Source organism: Paenibacillus sp. A14, assembly GCF_036864815.1.
GTDB lineage: Bacteria > Bacillota > Bacilli > Paenibacillales > Paenibacillaceae > Fontibacillus > Fontibacillus sanfengchensis.
In genome coordinates this window covers 462201-477684 of the sequence record NZ_JBAGJD010000001.1, presented here as the reverse complement: position 1 = coordinate 477684, position 15484 = coordinate 462201, and the positions used below count along the sequence as shown (strand labels likewise).

The 15484-nt window shown below is 52.2% G+C and carries 18 protein-coding genes and 1 other annotated feature (1 of these 19 running past the window's edge); of the genes, 16 read left to right on the top strand and 2 right to left on the bottom strand.

What is annotated here, in order from left to right; all coding sequences use genetic code 11:
- Positions 1 to 121: a binding site (T-box leader), on the bottom strand; it reaches 117 nt to the left of the window's first position.
- Positions 122 to 275: 154 nt separating this feature from the next.
- Entirely contained in the window at positions 276 to 1196 is a 921-nt protein-coding gene (locus tag V4U88_RS02350; protein ID WP_334071616.1) for a hypothetical protein, read from the bottom strand.
- 102 nt (positions 1197 to 1298) lie between these two features.
- Between V4U88_RS02350 and V4U88_RS02345 the strand changes: the two genes are divergently transcribed.
- The 3 genes from V4U88_RS02345 to serS all read left to right on the top strand — a co-directional run bounded on the left by V4U88_RS02345 (position 1299) and on the right by serS (position 3785).
- On the top strand, positions 1299 to 1892 hold the full coding sequence (locus tag V4U88_RS02345) for a CPBP family intramembrane glutamic endopeptidase (RefSeq protein WP_334071615.1): 594 nt from the start codon (positions 1299 to 1301) through the stop codon (positions 1890 to 1892).
- Positions 1889 to 2257 carry a hypothetical protein gene (locus V4U88_RS02340; RefSeq protein ID WP_334071614.1) on the top strand — a complete coding sequence of 123 codons (369 nt, stop codon included), beginning with the start codon at positions 1889 to 1891 and terminating at the stop codon, positions 2255 to 2257. Before V4U88_RS02345 ends, V4U88_RS02340 begins: the two co-directional genes overlap by 4 nt.
- 238 nt (positions 2258 to 2495) lie before the next feature.
- Positions 2496 to 3785 (top strand): serine--tRNA ligase, encoded by a 1290-nt coding sequence (gene serS, locus V4U88_RS02335; protein WP_334071613.1) that lies wholly within the window; start codon positions 2496 to 2498, stop codon positions 3783 to 3785.
- A gap of 74 nt (positions 3786 to 3859) precedes the next feature.
- Here the strand turns inward: serS and V4U88_RS02330 are convergent, their stop codons facing one another.
- Complete coding sequence (locus V4U88_RS02330) at positions 3860 to 4750, bottom strand: polysaccharide deacetylase family protein (RefSeq protein WP_334071611.1); 891 nt, start codon at positions 4748 to 4750, stop codon at positions 3860 to 3862.
- A gap of 96 nt (positions 4751 to 4846) precedes the next feature.
- Here V4U88_RS02330 and V4U88_RS02325 point away from each other — a divergent pair, with 96 nt between their 5' ends.
- From V4U88_RS02325 to V4U88_RS02265, 13 genes are all read left to right on the top strand, one after another.
- Positions 4847 to 5212 carry a hypothetical protein gene (locus V4U88_RS02325; protein WP_334071610.1) on the top strand — a complete coding sequence of 122 codons (366 nt, stop codon included), beginning with the start codon at positions 4847 to 4849 and terminating at the stop codon, positions 5210 to 5212.
- A 189-nt stretch (positions 5213 to 5401) separates the two neighbouring features.
- Complete coding sequence (locus V4U88_RS02320) at positions 5402 to 6022, top strand: genetic competence negative regulator (RefSeq protein ID WP_148451882.1); 621 nt, start codon at positions 5402 to 5404, stop codon at positions 6020 to 6022.
- A 75-nt stretch (positions 6023 to 6097) separates the two neighbouring features.
- Positions 6098 to 6787, top strand: a complete 690-nt coding sequence (gene prsW, locus V4U88_RS02315; protein WP_334071609.1) for a glutamic-type intramembrane protease PrsW — start codon at positions 6098 to 6100, stop codon at positions 6785 to 6787.
- Between the two features lie 75 nt (positions 6788 to 6862).
- The gene (locus V4U88_RS02310; protein WP_334071608.1) at positions 6863 to 7012 is read left to right on the top strand and encodes a hypothetical protein; all 150 of its coding nucleotides are present in this window, start codon (positions 6863 to 6865) and stop codon (positions 7010 to 7012) included.
- Positions 7013 to 7081: 69 nt separating this feature from the next.
- Positions 7082 to 8437, top strand: a complete 1356-nt coding sequence (gene ypeB, locus V4U88_RS02305; protein ID WP_334071607.1) for a germination protein YpeB — start codon at positions 7082 to 7084, stop codon at positions 8435 to 8437.
- Positions 8438 to 8593: 156 nt separating this feature from the next.
- Entirely contained in the window at positions 8594 to 9247 is a 654-nt protein-coding gene (locus V4U88_RS02300; RefSeq protein WP_334072050.1) for a flagellar brake protein, read from the top strand.
- A 96-nt stretch (positions 9248 to 9343) separates the two neighbouring features.
- Positions 9344 to 9553, top strand: a complete 210-nt coding sequence (locus tag V4U88_RS02295) for a hypothetical protein (RefSeq protein ID WP_334071606.1) — start codon at positions 9344 to 9346, stop codon at positions 9551 to 9553.
- Positions 9554 to 9670: 117 nt separating this feature from the next.
- Positions 9671 to 10378, top strand: a complete 708-nt coding sequence (gene cmk / locus V4U88_RS02290) for a (d)CMP kinase (RefSeq protein ID WP_334071605.1) — start codon at positions 9671 to 9673, stop codon at positions 10376 to 10378.
- A complete protein-coding gene (locus V4U88_RS02285; RefSeq protein ID WP_334071604.1) occupies positions 10375 to 10956 on the top strand; it encodes a lysophospholipid acyltransferase family protein in 582 nt (193 codons plus the stop codon). Before cmk ends, V4U88_RS02285 begins: the two co-directional genes overlap by 4 nt.
- 119 nt (positions 10957 to 11075) lie before the next feature.
- On the top strand, positions 11076 to 12311 hold the full coding sequence (rpsA, locus tag V4U88_RS02280; RefSeq protein WP_148451889.1) for a 30S ribosomal protein S1: 1236 nt from the start codon (positions 11076 to 11078) through the stop codon (positions 12309 to 12311).
- 189 nt (positions 12312 to 12500) lie between these two features.
- Positions 12501 to 13823 carry a ribosome biogenesis GTPase Der gene (gene der / locus V4U88_RS02275; protein ID WP_334071603.1) on the top strand — a complete coding sequence of 441 codons (1323 nt, stop codon included), beginning with the start codon at positions 12501 to 12503 and terminating at the stop codon, positions 13821 to 13823.
- A 15-nt stretch (positions 13824 to 13838) separates the two neighbouring features.
- Complete coding sequence (gene plsY, locus V4U88_RS02270) at positions 13839 to 14450, top strand: glycerol-3-phosphate 1-O-acyltransferase PlsY (RefSeq protein WP_334071602.1); 612 nt, start codon at positions 13839 to 13841, stop codon at positions 14448 to 14450.
- Positions 14443 to 15483 carry an NAD(P)H-dependent glycerol-3-phosphate dehydrogenase gene (locus V4U88_RS02265; RefSeq protein WP_334071601.1) on the top strand — a complete coding sequence of 347 codons (1041 nt, stop codon included), beginning with the start codon at positions 14443 to 14445 and terminating at the stop codon, positions 15481 to 15483. Before plsY ends, V4U88_RS02265 begins: the two co-directional genes overlap by 8 nt.
- The last annotated feature ends 1 nt before the right edge of the window (position 15484 follow it).

The following is a 15484-nucleotide window of genomic DNA, read 5'->3' as shown; positions in this document are numbered from 1 at the left end:
TAGGCCAAGAGGTTCAACGCAGTGACTCAGGATCGCTGAAGTTGCCTTTCCGCTACCGGTTCGCAGCACCACCGGCTCTCTGGGAGCTTCCGGACGACTTCTTTTCCTTCAACGTGTTTTGCAAATCTAATTTTTCATAATGTATCATGCTGCGTAAGAGGGTGTCAATACTCTTTCAAATCCCGCGAAGCGAAAGGCCGGGCGGTTCTTGAATCGCGGTAGCATTTTAGTTATCATTTTAGGTATGTCGAAAACTCTCGACTGAACGCGAAATCTCAGCTTCCCGCAAAGAAAGGGAGTTCGGGTAGAATCTCGGATTTATAATATGTCGCTTTCCATTTCATGAACTCCTTACTTTGGACGGCTTCCGTTTCTGTGAGGATTTTCACAATTGAAGACACAGAATTTAGTTTCAAGGCGGAAGCCTTGCCGCTTGCGATCATTTGGTCGATTTTAGCCGTCATATCCTGCGGCAGATAAGATACATATAATCTGCTGTTCTGCATCATGTCCGACACCGCTTTATTCTTCTGGGCCAACGAGAACGTCTTCCACTGCTTGATCAAGGTGTCGGACCGGAACGTATAATTATCCGGAATATGTTGATCGGCTTTGGCGCTCCATTTTAAAATCGATGCATAGAACTTGCTTTGGGCTTTCAGGCCGTAATCCATGGCGTTTTTCGCAAATTCATCGCTTGACAAGATCCGGGCTAGTTTCGGCCCGGTCTCGCCGCTCATGAAGGATACGTTGCGGGAGATTCCTTCGTCAAACAGCTTCAGGCTCTTTAATATATCGTTCTGGGCTTGCTTCAACAGCGGCGAAGAGCCCGAAATCGGGTTGGCCGAAATGAGGCCGTATTGGTTCTGGGCGGACTCCTGAGCCTCCTTTAAAATTTTGGCCGCTGCAAGCTTGGAGTCGGCGCTTTGAAGGCGATCTGTCATGCTTATGTACTCTTCTTTAAATTGCTGATAGGGCTGATAAACGACATAATAGAATGTGACGAGATCCTGCTGCCCGTAGGAAACCTCGGTTTCCGATTCGAGCGCGGAGGCTTTATAATTCAAGTACTTGGCCTCCGTACGGGTGATCCCCATGCTCAGGCCGAGCATGAAGGTGCCGAACGCTGCGATCAGCGTAAACAGGAATCCGAAGGTAAACCAGACCTCAAAACGCGATGATTTCTTTCTGTTCATAGAACGAACGCTCCTTATCCATGTTTTAGTCCGTGAGTCTTGCGAGACTATGCCGGATGCATCTTTACACCATATTTTAAAGGACAGGGTCTGACAAAAACTATGAAAAAATTCAAATTCGGCAACGTAAAAATTCAAAAAGTGGATCCGGCTCAGCTCGATGATCGACTGCTGCTGATCAATCTGTACTTTACTCAGGGACTTGCTTTATTTATCGGCTTAATCATTCTCTTTTTTCAGAAAAGAAACCCACTTTCTATCTTGAAACTTCCAAATGATCCAAATTTCCTATATTGGGGTGCCGGCCTGGCCGCCGCCATGCTTCTGATCGACGCACTGCTCTCCAAATTCATCATGGAGGAAGCGATGGATGACGGAGGGATTAACAGCAAGCTTTTCAGGACAAGGCCCGTTTGGCACACTATTGTGATCGCCCTGGTCGTGTCGGTATGCGAGGAGCTGTTGTTTCGCGGCGCTATCCAAAACGGAATCGGACCGTATTGGACAAGCGTGCTCTTTGCGGCGATTCATATCCGTTACTTGAGGCATTGGCTGCCGACAGGCTGGGTCTTTGCCAGCAGCTATGGTTTAGGTTATATCTATGTGCAAACCGGAACCCTCTGGGCACCGATCGTTTGTCACTTTCTCATCGACCTCATCTCGGGATTAGTCATAAAATATCGGAGGGAATCATGAACGAACGTTTAAGCAGATCGGAACGTCATAAACGGAGCCGCAAAAATGGAAGGAGCGCATCGGCCGACGGCGGCGTCACATCAACGAGGGCCATTCCTGCCGAGGCATCCGAAGGATATGCTTCCGGGATGATTACCCTTGTGGACGAGGAGGACCCGGGCGAGGTGGAGGTCAGCAAGCTCCCGCCCCGCAGGGAGCTTTATCCTTCGCAGCGGATCAAATGGACGAAATGGTTTTTCAATTCTCTTCTTTATGTTTTTGTGGCGATTTTGCTCGTTCTGCTGTGGTGGGGACTAAGCGATTCGCCTTGGGGTGAGAAATACGGGCTGTCCATCGGGGTTGAATTTCCGCTTCATTTTAGCTAAAATAAGAAAAATTTCAAATCCGCACTATGCCGATGATGAGCATCCAACTCGGAGGCGTTTTCGCCAGGAGAAGCCCGGTCTTCTCCAAGTTTACCGGACCGCCCGTTATCGCGGAACCAAGTGATTACAGCGCTTGAATCGTTGTAATAAGTTGGGTGGCACCGCGAGCAGAGCGCTCCTCGTCCCAAGGATGAGGGCGCTCTTTGTCTTTTTACCATGCGGAAGGGGCGGTATTGTTATGTTGGATGTTAGATGGATTCGGGAACATCGGGAAGCGGTTCAAATGGCGGCTGACGCCAAAAAAATCGGCGTCTCGATCGAGGAGTTGCTCCGGCGGGACGAGCAGCGGCGCGATTTGTTGAAACAAGCGGAAGAGTTGCGGCGGCAGAGAAACGGGAGTACGAAAATCATAGCCGAATGTTCCAAATCGGGACATTGGCCGGAAGAGGGCGCCGATCGTTTGAAAATGCGGGTAAGGCGCTTGAATGAGGATTTAAGGGCTGTCGAGACGGAGTTGGAGTCGACGCAGCGGGAATTCGACCGGCTGATGGGCCTAGTCCCGAACGTTCCTTCGCCTGACACGCCGCCAGGGAACAGCGACGCGGATAACGTGGAGCTCCGCAAACATGGAGAGCCGCCGAAGTTCGACTTCTACTCCCGTGACCATGTGGAGCTTGGCCTTTTGCACGGGATGTTGGACATCCCCCGAGGCGTCAAAGTTGGCGGCAGCCGCAGTTATTATTTGCAGGGCACGGGAATGCTCCTGCATCGCGCGGTTCAGCAGCTTGCTCTGGATCTCGTGATGGAGGCCGGCTTTCATCCGCTGGAGGTTCCTATGCTCGTGCGGGGCGCGCAAATGTGGAACACGGGATTTTTCCCTACGGGAGAAGACCAGGCATACCGGATTCAGGGTGAAGATCTATGGCTTGCAGGCACGTCGGAGGTTCCGCTCATTTCATTTTATGAAAATGAAATCGTGGATGTAAGCGAGCCGATCAAGCTGGCTGCAGTCTCGACCTGCTTCCGCAATGAAGTGGGGTCGGCAGGACGCGATGTCCGCGGGCTTTACCGGGTTCACCAGTTCGCCAAGGTGGAGATGGTTGTCATCTGCAGCCCGGACCCCGCCGTGTCGGAATCGCTTCATCAAGAGATCACCGGGCATGCCGAACGCCTGCTGAATATGCTCGAGCTTCCGTACCGGGTGATGGCGGTTTGCACCGGGGACATGTCGCAAAAAACCTACAAGCAGTATGATATTGAAACCTGGATGCCCAGCCGCGGGGCTTACGGCGAGACGCACTCCTCTTCCAATCTGCACAGCTTTCAGGCCCGCAGGTCAAACATACGCTGCCGGGGCGCGGAAGGGAAGCTTGAATACTGCCACACCCTGAACAATACGGCTGCCGCGTCACCGCGAATTCTGATCCCTTTACTTGAGAACCACCAGCGGGAGGACGGATCGATTCATATTCCGCAGGCCTTGCGCAAGTATATGGGCGGGGTGGACACCTTGAAGCCGTCTAAGTGAATATAAAAAACGGGCTGTCCCAAAAGTCATAATAATGACGAGGGACAGCCCCTTTTATGCTCATGTTGCTACGGTTATTGACTGGCAGCCGGCTTGTCGCCGATGCTGCGGGGATCGACGAACCCGTATCCCTTCGCCTCCAGCTTCGTCAACAGTTCATCGAGCGCTTCCACCGTCCACGGCAGCTCGTGCATGAGAATATTGCTTCCGGCATGAAGCTGGTCGAGCACGTTCTGGATAACCGCCCCCGGTTTGTTTTTGTTTTTGGAATCCCAGTCCAAAGAGCCGTTTGACCAGGTCATATAGATCATTCCGTTCTCCTCCACGATCTTATGGAGCCGGTCATTGCCCGAACCGAACGGCGGCCGGAAAAAGCGCGGACGCTCCCCGATCGTTTCCTCCACAATGTTCTGTACGTCCTCCACCTGCTTGCGGGCGCTGGCCGCCGATTCTTTCTTAAGATCGATATGATCCCAGCTGTGATTCCCGATAATCTGTCCCCGCTCGTGAATCAGGGTCAGCAGGTCCGGATTCTCCTTTACGCGATAACCGTTCACGAAAAAGATCGCCTTCGCCTGATGTTTATCCAACGTATCGATCAAGCCCTCGATCATCTCTTTCTCCTTCGGGCCGTCGTCGAAGGTCAGCAAAACGACTTTTTTCTCCGTTGCGTCCTCATTCGGTTTGACATTGTAGGCTTTATCGATATGGTACAGCAATGCCGGAGGTTCCATTTCTTCCGCCTTCCCGACGTTCGGCTTGCCCGGCTCGCCGGTTTGCGGCGGGCTCTCTTCCTTGTCCGTTGGCGTGCCGCCCGCTTCGCCGCCGGATAAATTGTTTGCCGGTACGGTTTGTCCGGCGGCCGGAGGTGTCTGCTCCGCCTTGTCCGGCTCGGCCTGCTTCTGGGCGCAGGAGCTTAACAACAGACACAAGGCTGCGATAAGCAGCGCTTTTTTGCTGATCAAGCGTATCAACTCGCTTTCCTGTATTTATGCCGCATGAGTTTGTCGTAAAGCGCGAACACTACAACTGATTTTAACATATCTAAGGAGGTTGTTTAGGTGAAATCTTCCACGTTTTTATTCGGCGTTATCCTTGGCGCTGTGGCGACGGGCTTGGCATCCCGGCGAAAAGGCGGCTGGATGTCCATGCTTAGCGAAGCGGGATCCATGATTAAGCTGCCGGCAATGAATGATGGGAAACAACACGACAAGTCTTCTCATGCAGCCTCGAATTCAGGTTCGGAAAAGAATGGAGCCGATCCAACGGCCCAGGTGTTTCCCAGTTCGGTTTCATCGACAAATTCGGGTCATTCGAAAGAATACAGTTTGAAGCAAATATCGGATTTCATTAAGGGGGACGCCGATGTCCGCCGCGAGGTGGAAGCGATCCTCAAAGAAACACGTACGGCCGTCCCCGGCTTCTAATTTTGGCAAGGCTAAGAATCATTTTTCGCTCCCTTTGGAGGATTGCGGAAAATGATTCTTTTTTTGATTATTTTATTGCGTGCATTTAGGGAAAATTAGTGATAACATACTTACAAAGAACCATTTCCAGCACATATTACAGCAGGTTTCATAATCTGTTATAACACGGCATGGAGAGGAGGATCCTGTATGAGGATTGAAAGACTTGGTCAGGATAAAATACGGATTTTCCTCACGTTTGACGATCTGAGCGAACGCGGTATTCAGAAAGAGGATATGTGGCAGGAAATTCCGAAGGTCCATGATCTGTTCACGGAGATGATGGATCAGGCGTACAACGAAGTGGGCTTTGATGCCACAGGTCCTTTAGCGGTGGAAGTATTCGCGCTTCCTGCGCAAGGCATGGTCGTCATCGTTACACGAGGCAAATACGATCACCATCATTTTGGAGCAAGTTCGCCTTACGAGGATGAACTGCCCGAGGAAGTTTACGAGATGGAAGTGACGCTGGAACAGAGTGATACGATTCTCTACTCTTTCGATGATTTTGAGGTGCTGATTGAAGCGGCTCACGTTCTCCGGCCTATGCTTGACGATGCCGGAAGACTGTATAAATATAACGGGAAATGGGTTCTGAGGCTGGAACCTGACGAGCTTGACGAGACGAAAGTGCCGGCATTGATTGCCGTTCTTGCCGAATTCGGCGAGGCTACCTCCGTAACATCGGCCATGCTGGACGAATACGGAGACGTGATCATGGCGGAGAACGCAATCGGCGTCATCTGCAGCCATTTTAAACGTCAGGATTAATGTTGGTTGATTTTTTGCGTTAAACGACGCACGGGAGATAAGGACGGTCATTGAGGAAGGTAAGGGGGGATACCGTTGCTCTTTTTCTCGATTGCCACAGCAGCGGTTGCTCCCGGTATTGCTCTCTTGACCTATTTTTATCTGAAGGACAAGTATGATGCCGAACCACTGCATATGGTGATTAAAGTGTTTATGCTTGGTTTCTTGATCGTCCTCCCGGTCATGATCGTGCAGCGCGGCATCGCGATCTGGCTCGGGGAAGGCCCGTTCATTTCAGCCTTCGGCATTTCCGCCGGGGTTGAGGAAACCTTGAAGTGGTTCGTTTTGTTCCATATGATCTACAATCACACGGAATTTGACGAACCCTATGACGGTATTTTGTATGCGGCCGCGATTTCATTGGGTTTTGCCACCGTGGAGAACGTTATCTACGCTTTCGCCAGCCACGCTTCGATCGGAACGATGATCGTGCGCGCGCTGCTTCCGGTTTCAGGTCATGCGATGTTCGGCGTGATGATGGGGTATTATATGGGGAGAGCCAAATTTTCCACTGGACGGAAGAGCACCAAGTTTTTAATTTATTCCTTGCTGCTTCCGCTCCTATGGCACGGTGTCTACGACTGGATCCTCGACAACGTGAGTCATTACTGGATCTGGTACATCGTCCCTCTAATGGCCTTTTTGTGGTATGGAGGGATCGGCAAAATGTATCGCGCCAACAACCGTTCTCCCTTCCGTCTTACGGAAGCCAGGGGACAAGATTAAGAAGAATTCAAAGAGGGCATCCTTTATTTTGGAAACAAGGCGAATAGCCGGTATTCTGAAAGGGGTGCCTTTTTTGTGCGCGTAAAAGTGAAAATCGTATGCAAGAATTGCGGGGAAAGATTTATTCTCCGCGGCAAAAAGGAGAAGGGGCAGATCGATACGGGGTTCAAGCAGTGTATCTGCGATAACCGCAATGCTTTTGAAATCGAGGAGGAACACCTCTAAGCATGCATAAACCTCCCAACTTCATGTCAAACTACCCTCAGACAGTTGAAGAAGGGAGTGCGAATACCCATGTACAAACGATTGAGTGCTATTCTTTTTCCGGTTGCCACGATTCTACTGATCGGTGCGCTGGTTTGGGGTTATCAGGAGAACCAGGAAAAAAACGCTATTCTGATCAAGGCGGAAAACCAATATCAACGTGCGTTCCATGATTTGTCCTTTCATGTGGACAAACTCCACCGCGAACTCGGGAATACGCTGGCGGTACATACCGCATCGACCGGCTCGCACCGGAAGGGTCTGGTCAATGTGTGGCGGATCACGAGCGAAGCCCAGAATGAAATCAATCAGCTGCCGCTGACGCTGCTGCCGTTTAACAAAACCGAGGAGTTTTTGTCCCGAATCTCCAAGTTTTCTTATCAGACGGCGATCCGGGATTTAACGAAGCAGCCTCTGACCGATGGCGAACTTAAAAATTTGAAGGAACTTTATAAAAGCTCCGCGGAGATCTCGAAGAACCTTCAGGAAGTCCAAAACAAGGTGATCAGCAACCGGCTGCGCTGGATGGACGTGGAGACGGCCTTGGCCAGTCAAAGGGAGCCCCGCGACAACACGATCATCGACGGATTCAAAACCGTGGACAAGAGAGTGGGCGAATATCCCGAGCTGGATTGGGGGCCCTCCGTATCAAGCATGTACAATAAACGTTCGGTCAAGAAATTGGGCGGAACCCCGGTGACCGAACAAAAGATCAAGACGGAAGCCGCCCGTTTTATGGGCACAGCGAATTCTAACGCGTTTAAAGTGGTTGAAAACGGCCGCGGTACCGAATGGGCCTCCTATACGGCTCAGCTTCACGGCAATCAGGGAGAGACGGTGACCCTGGACTTTACCCGAAACGGGGGTCATCTGATCTCTTATGTGCATGACCGGAACATCGGTCCTAAAGCGATCGGGACCCGCGAAGCCAGAGCGGCATCGGAAAAATTCCTGCAGGATAAGGGATTCCGGGATGTTACCCCGGTCGCCTATGACGAATATGACAACATAGGTACCTTTACTTTCGTATCCAAGCAAAACGGCGTACTGATTTACCCCGAAAAACTAACCGTAAGGGTTGGTCTGGACAACGGCCAAGTGACGGGCATGCAGGCCAGCGACTATGTTTACGAACGGGAAAACCGGGAAAAGGTGTCAAAGCCGAAGCTGACGCCGCAGCAAGCGCGCAAGTTCCTGAATTCGGAATATAAAGAGAAATACCATCGTCTGGCCCTGATCGAGAACGAAATGTCCGAGAAGGTGCTGACCTACGAATTCGGGGGATCGATCAACGGCTCGGATTATAAGATTTTTATCAATGCGGAAACAGGGGCCGAAGAAACGGTCGAAGAGATCCGAAATCGGGGACAGGGAACCCGTTCTTAAATTTCATACCTGCCACAGAGAAGGAGGCCCACACGGGTTCTCCTTTTTCTGTTTACCATTTGATCGGGACAAAACTCTCCTCCAATGCCCCGCCTCATGATATAATCGGTAACGTGACGAAAAGCAGCTAGATGAATAAAGGGGTCGGTGGGGACGTTGTTGCCAAAAGTGAATGATTTAATTTATATCCAGGTCGCCTCTGCGGATAAAAAGGAAGATGACAAGGAGTGCAAATCGCGAATCGCGGACATTGGGGATGATTTTTACCTGGTCGAGGTGCCGATCGAAGTCGGCAGCGGAAGAATTAGAAGGCTTTTTGTGGGGGACGAGCTGTCTATCTATTTTTTAACCGAAGGCGGCGTGAAAAATTACTTTAATACATACGTCCTCGGATTTGCGGACGATGTGGTTCAGCTCATCCGTATCCGCAAGCCGGAGCCGGAGGCGGTCACCAAAATTCAACGCCGGCATTATTTGCGGGTCGTTGCCGAGCTGGAAATCGCGGTCCGTGTGCAGGACAATACCCGATTTGTAGCGTTGACCGAAGATGTTGGCGGCGGGGGCGTTTCTCTGATTTGCGACGGCAAATACAGACTTATGGAGGGCGACCAGCTATATTGCTGGCTGCTGATTCCTTACAAGAACGGATCCGTCGAGCACGCACCGTTTGAAGCCGAGGTGGTGCGGACCAAAAAGCTGGAGACGGGCAGAGACCTCGTTATGTTGAAATTCGTCAACATCTCCGATATGGAGCGGCAAAAAATTATCCGCTACTGTTTTGAACGTCAATTCGATTTCAGAAATCGATAACTTAAAGTGCCTGCAGACGGATATGAAGGTTCACCCTTTTTTTGGATAACCTGTTAAGGCGGGAAAATCCATTGTTAGGCATAAAGGGGTGAAGTCATGCGTGAAAAAAAGGACCGGGAATTTTACGTTTCGATGTTTCTGCAATTTTCGGACAAGGTGGAGTTGTGGTTTCGCAAGGCGCTGCTCGTGCTGTTATGCTGCCTGATTCTGTTCCAGGCGCTTTTAACGCTTCCGGCCATCCGCCATTTTATGGCTTCGGCCGAAAAATATGAAGGGACTCCGATCCGCCGTGCGGAAAACCGTTAGAATCCGCTATTGCTCGCGGAAGGCTTTTGCATCCCTTTGCTTTGTGTGGTATAATTTTCACGTCGCAGGCAATGCCTGCTTTTTTCTTGAGACCGTCTTCTGAGGAGGAATACCCTTTTGGCTAGCGGAGCGTCATCATCTTATGACAAAATCAACATCGCGATCGACGGACCGGCCGGAGCCGGCAAGAGTACGATCGCCCGCAGGGTTGCAGGCATGCTGTCATACATTTACGTCGACACCGGTGCCATGTACCGGGCGGCAACCTGGTATTTTCAGCAGCTTGGAATCAAACCGGAAGATGAGGAACAAGTGCTTCAAACGGTGCCCAATCTGGTTATTGAATTAATACCCGGAGAAGATGGGCAGCGGGTAAGCGTCAACGGCCAAGAGGCGACGGAGAAGATCCGCTCCCTGGCGGTGAACGCCCAGGTGTCCCGATATGCGCAAATCGAGGGGCTGCGAGGCAGGCTTGTCTCTCTACAGCGGCAAATGGCTTTGCGCAAAGGCGTCGTCATGGACGGCCGCGATATCGGTACAACGGTTCTTCCTGATGCCGAAGTCAAGGTTTTTATGACGGCCAGTGTTGAGGAACGGGCCCGTCGGCGCTACAAGGAGATGAAGGAGCAGGACCAGATCACCTTGGAGCAGCTCATTCGCGATATGGACGAACGCGACCGGCTGGATCGGGAAAGGGAAATTTCTCCGCTCCGACAGGCGGAAGACGCCGTCCTGCTGGATACCACGAACATGACGCTGGATGAGGTGGCCGAGACCATCGTTTCCATGTGCAGAACTTATGTAAGAAAGAGAGAAACGGAATGATCTACAGTTTTTGCCGGGGCGCGCTGCGCCTCATTTACAAGCTGTTATTCCGCTTGGAAGCCCACGGCTTGGAACATATCCCTGCTGAGGGAGGAGTTCTTTTATGCTCCAATCACATAAGCAATCTTGATCCGCCGACCATCGGCATTTTGCTGCAGCGGAAGGTTCATTTTATGGCCAAGAAAGAATTGTTTGATATCGTCGGCTTAGGCTGGCTCATCAAGCAACTGGGAGCTTTCCCCGTGAAACGGGGCGGTGTGAGCAAGGAGTCGATCAAAACCGCGCTAACCTTGCTTCGTGAGGGTCATGTTATGGGGATATTTCCCGAAGGCACCCGAAACAAAGGGGAAGACGCGGGCATTGGCAAGCGAGGAGCCGCTACGTTCGCGCTCCGCAGCGATGCTGCCGTAGTGCCGGTTGCAATTATTGGGGATTATAAACTTTTTCGCAAGATGAAAGTAGTTTACGGCCCGCCTGTCGATTTGTCGGCTTTCAAAGAAGACAAAGGCCCGGACGCCGCCGAAATGGCCACCGAGGCGATTATGGCGCGAATTGCGGAATTGAAATCGCGAGGCTGACCTGCTTCCCTTCCATGCATGAAGGCAGGGGGGATTTGGCAAGCTAGGAATGAATGTTTTGAACTTCGCTTCAGGCGGGTTTAAATAAATGGGTTTTCTGAATTGAGGAGGGTATTCACATGTCGGAAGAAACAAAAAACGAGTTTGAAGCTGCTGAAACGGCAAGCCAGGAAGAAATGGAACAAATCGTATCCTTGAAAAAAGGGGACACCGTAAAAGGAACGATCGTCAAAATTGAAGATAACCAGGCTTATGTAAGCATTGGATATAAATATGACGGCGTTATTCCTATTCGCGAATTGTCCTCGGTTCACCTGGACAACGCAGCCGATGCCGTTCAAGTGGGACAGGAAGTGGAAACCAAGGTTGTCAGCATCGACGACGAGAAAGAGCGCCTGGTTCTGTCCAAGCGCGCAATCGATAGCGAGAACGCCTGGGAAGAACTGAAGAAACGCTTTGAAAGCCAAGAAACGTTCGAAGTTACGGTCGCCGATGTCGTAAAAGGCGGAATCGTGGCGGACGTAGGCGTTCGCGGTTTCATTCCGGCCTCGATGGTAGAGCGTCATTTCGTGGAAGATTTCAGTGACTATAAAGGCCGCACTCTGCGCGTCAAAGTCAAGGAAATCGATCCCGAGAACAACAAAGTCATCCTTTCCCAAAAGGATGTACTGGACGAAGAGTTCGAAGCCAACAAGCTGAAAGTCATGAGCGAGCTGAAGGAAGGCGAAGTGCTGGAAGGTACGGTACAACGCTTGACTCAATTCGGCGCCTTCGTGGACGTAGGCGGAGTAGACGGACTGGTTCACGTATCGGAAATCGCCTGGAATCATGTCGACAAACCGGCTGATGTTCTTTCCGAGGGCGACAAGGTGAAAGTGAAAGTCCTGAAGGTTGATCCGGAGAAAGGCAAAATCAGCCTCAGCATCAAAGCCGCCACACCTGGACCATGGGAGACGGCCGCAGAGAAATTCCACACCGGGGATATCGTAAGCGGGGAAGTGAAGCGTCTGGTTAATTTCGGCGCCTTCGTGGAAATCGCGCCTGGGGTTGAAGGACTTGTTCATATCTCTCAAATTTCGCATAAACATATCGGCACACCTCACGAAGTGCTGAAAGAAGGTCAAACCGTTCAAGTAAAAGTGTTGGATGTGAATCCGGCCGAGAAACGGGTAAGCCTCAGCATTAAGGAGACCGAAGAAGCTCCTGCTCCGGCTCCTAGAAGCGAGAAGCCTTCCAAAGGCAGCAGCGTAAGAAAAGAAGATTTGGGCGACAACCCGAACGTTTCGCTGAGCAACCAAGGACTGAGCATCACGCTGGGTGAACGTTTCGGCGATAAGCTGAGCAAACTGAAATAAGCGGGATACAGGCAGACGAATGGATCGGCGGACCCTTGCAGCGGGTTCGCCGATTTTATTTAGCCTGAGGGGAATAGCGGCCCCGGTTCGGTTCGCCAATCGTGGTTTTTTTTGCTATGATGTTCTAGGTATAACGGAAAAAGGACACGAAAAATTAAAATATAGACGAAATGTCAGGGAGGAATGCGCATGGCAAGACCTGTTGTGGCCATTGTGGGCAGGCCGAACGTCGGGAAATCGACGATTTTTAACCGCATTATCGGCGACCGCTTGGCCATCGTGGAAGACAAACCGGGGATTACCCGGGACCGGATTTATGGAGCCGCCGAATGGAACGGTAAAGCTTTCAGCATTATCGATACCGGCGGAATTGAGCTGGACGATGAGGAGCCGATTCTGAAATCGATCCGGATGCAGGCCGAGCTCGCCATTGAGGAAGCGGACGTCATCGTCTTTATGTGCGACGCCAAGGCCGGTGTAACCGGCTCCGACGAAGAGGTGGCCGGAATGCTGTACCGTTCAGGCAAGCCGGTAATCGTGGCCGTAAACAAAGTCGATAATATCGGACGGATGGAAAATATTTACGAGTTCTATAATCTTGGGTTCGGCGACCCGATCGGCGTATCGGGCAGCCATGGCACCGGAGTCGGCGATTTGCTCGACGCCATCGCTGAGAATTTGCCGGAGTTGCCGGACGACGAATATGAAGACGATGTGATCCGGGTCGCGTTAATCGGACGTCCGAATGTCGGCAAATCTTCGCTCGTCAATGCGATTCTCGGCGAAGAGCGGGTCATCGTCAGCGACATCGCCGGCACGACCCGGGACGCAATCGATACTCCTTTCGAGAAGGACGGACAGAAGTTCGTGCTGATCGATACGGCGGGCATGCGCAAGCGCGGCAAGGTTTATGAAACGACCGAGAAATACAGCGTGATGCGGGCGATGAAAGCCATTGAGCGCGCCGATGTCGTCCTGGTCCTCATCAACGGGGAGGAAGGGATTATCGAGCAGGACAAACATATCGCCGGCTACGCCTATGAAGCGGGGAAAGCCTCGGTGTTTGTAGTCAATAAATGGGATGTTGTGGAGAAAGACGACAAGACGATGCATCAATTCGAGCAAAAAATCCGCGACCATTTCCTGTTCATGACTTATGCGCCGGTGGTATTTCTGTCCGCGAAAACCAAGCAGCGCCTGCATAAGCTGCTTCCGGTGGTTCAGCATGTTGCGGACCAGCATACGAAACGGGTGCAAACGCACTTGCTGAACGACGTCGTTTCCGATGCGATTGCGATCAACCCGCCGCCGACCGATAAAGGGCGCCGTCTTCGGATCAATTACGTCACGCAGGTGTCGGTCAAACCGCCTACCATCGTCGTTTTCGTGAACGATCCGGAGCTGATGCATTTCTCGTACGAACGGTATCTGGAGAACAAAATCAGAGCCGCTTTCGACTTTGAAGGCACACCGATCCGGTTGTTCACGCGGCGCAAGTCAGATGAAGGTTAGGGGAGTAGAGGCGAAGTGATTTTACCTGTCGTAGCTGTAATCGTGTGTTATTTGCTGGGCTCCGTCAGCTTCAGCGTACTGCTGGCCAAGTCGCTGAAAGGGATCGATATCCGCCAGCACGGAAGCGGCAATGCCGGGGCGACCAATACGCTCCGCGTGCTCGGCAAAGGTCCGGCGATCCTGGTGCTGGCCCTTGACGTGCTCAAAGGGATCGCGGCGGTGTGGATCGGTCGCTGGCTGGGAGGCGATTCCGCCTGGGTCGCCTCGCTTTGCGGGATCGCCGCGATTATCGGTCACAACTGGCCGATCTACTTCCGCTTTCGCGGCGGGAAAGGAATCGCCACAACGATCGGGGTCATGGCGACCCTGGCCTTCTTTCCGGCCTTGTATGCCGGAATCATCGCGATCCTTTCGATTGTATTTACGAGATACGTCTCGCTCGGCTCTTTGATTTTCGTGTTTTTGACGCCGGTTTTTCTTGCGGTAACAGGCGAATTCGGCCCTTATTTTTGGACGAGTCTGGTCATTTGCGTTTTCGCCTTTTGGAGACACCGCACCAACATCGTGAAAATCGCCCAGGGCAAGGAGAACAAACTGGGCTCCAAAGGAGGAAAACGCGTTGTCTGACAAAGCTGCTGTGCTGGTGGCAGGGAGTTGGGGAACGGCCCTCGCCAGCGTATTGGCTGACAAGAAAATGAATGTCATGATCTGGACCCGGAACGAAGCGCAACGGGATGAAATCAACGATTTGCACCGCAATGAGCGCTTTTTGCCTGGCGTCGAACTCTCGTCCCATCTGCGCGCAACGACGGACATGAAGGAAGCGGTGGAAGGCGCGAAGGCGGTCGTCATTGTCGCTCCTTCCTCGGCCGTGCGGGAGGTCGCACGTTCCTTGAAGCCGCATTGGAAGGAAGACATGCTGATCGTTCACGCCACCAAAGGCTTTGAAACCGAGAGCTTAAAACGAATCTCTACGGTCATCGCCGAAGAGCTGGGGTGCGAGGAAGGACGGATTGTCGTACTGTCCGGACCGAGCCATGCGGAGGAAGTGGTGAAGCAATGTCCGACGACGGTTGTCGTAGCGTCGTTGGAGGAATCTCAAGCCTCCGCGGCCCAGGACTTATTCATGAACTCCTATTTCCGGGTTTATACGAACCGGGATATGGTCGGCGTCGAACTGGCCGGGGCTTTGAAGAACATCATCGCCCTGGGCGCTGGCATGTCCGATGGACTCGGGTATGGGGACAACGCCAAGGCGGCTTTATTGACGCGAGGCTTGGCCGAAATTACCCGGATCGGGGTGGAGATGGGAGCCAACCCGCTCACCTTTTCCGGGTTGGCCGGCATCGGGGACCTTGTAGTTACGGCGACGAGCCGGCACAGCCGGAACTGGCGGGCCGGCTACCTGCTCGGGGAGGGCAAATCGCTGGAGGAGGTGCTAGGCTCGATGGGGATGGTTGTGGAGGGCATTCGGACGACGAAAGCCGCCCATACGATCTCCGAAAAATACCAGGTCCAGATGCCGATCGCCAAGCAGCTCTTCCATGTCTTGTTCGAAGGAATGGATCCCAGAACCGCGGTGGAAGCGCTGATGGGACGGGACCGCAAAACCGAAATGGAGGTTATGTCGCTGGAAACCTGGGAACAGTGGCATACCTGAG

Excerpts from the sequence above, each read along its gene's own strand:
- V4U88_RS02350 (WP_334071616.1), bottom strand. The coding sequence starts at position 1,196 with ATGAACAGAAAGAAATCATCGCGTTTTGAGGTCTGGTTTACCTTCGGA.
- V4U88_RS02345 (WP_334071615.1), top strand. The coding sequence starts at position 1,299 with ATGAAAAAATTCAAATTCGGCAACGTAAAAATTCAAAAAGTGGATCCG.
- V4U88_RS02340 (WP_334071614.1), top strand. The coding sequence starts at position 1,889 with ATGAACGAACGTTTAAGCAGATCGGAACGTCATAAACGGAGCCGCAAA.
- serS (WP_334071613.1), top strand. The coding sequence starts at position 2,496 with ATGTTGGATGTTAGATGGATTCGGGAACATCGGGAAGCGGTTCAAATG.
- V4U88_RS02320 (WP_148451882.1), top strand. The coding sequence starts at position 5,402 with ATGAGGATTGAAAGACTTGGTCAGGATAAAATACGGATTTTCCTCACG.
- ypeB (WP_334071607.1), top strand. The coding sequence starts at position 7,082 with ATGTACAAACGATTGAGTGCTATTCTTTTTCCGGTTGCCACGATTCTA.
- V4U88_RS02295 (WP_334071606.1), top strand. The coding sequence starts at position 9,344 with ATGCGTGAAAAAAAGGACCGGGAATTTTACGTTTCGATGTTTCTGCAA.
- V4U88_RS02285 (WP_334071604.1), top strand. The coding sequence starts at position 10,375 with ATGATCTACAGTTTTTGCCGGGGCGCGCTGCGCCTCATTTACAAGCTG.
- rpsA (WP_148451889.1), top strand. The coding sequence starts at position 11,076 with ATGTCGGAAGAAACAAAAAACGAGTTTGAAGCTGCTGAAACGGCAAGC.
- der (WP_334071603.1), top strand. The coding sequence starts at position 12,501 with ATGGCAAGACCTGTTGTGGCCATTGTGGGCAGGCCGAACGTCGGGAAA.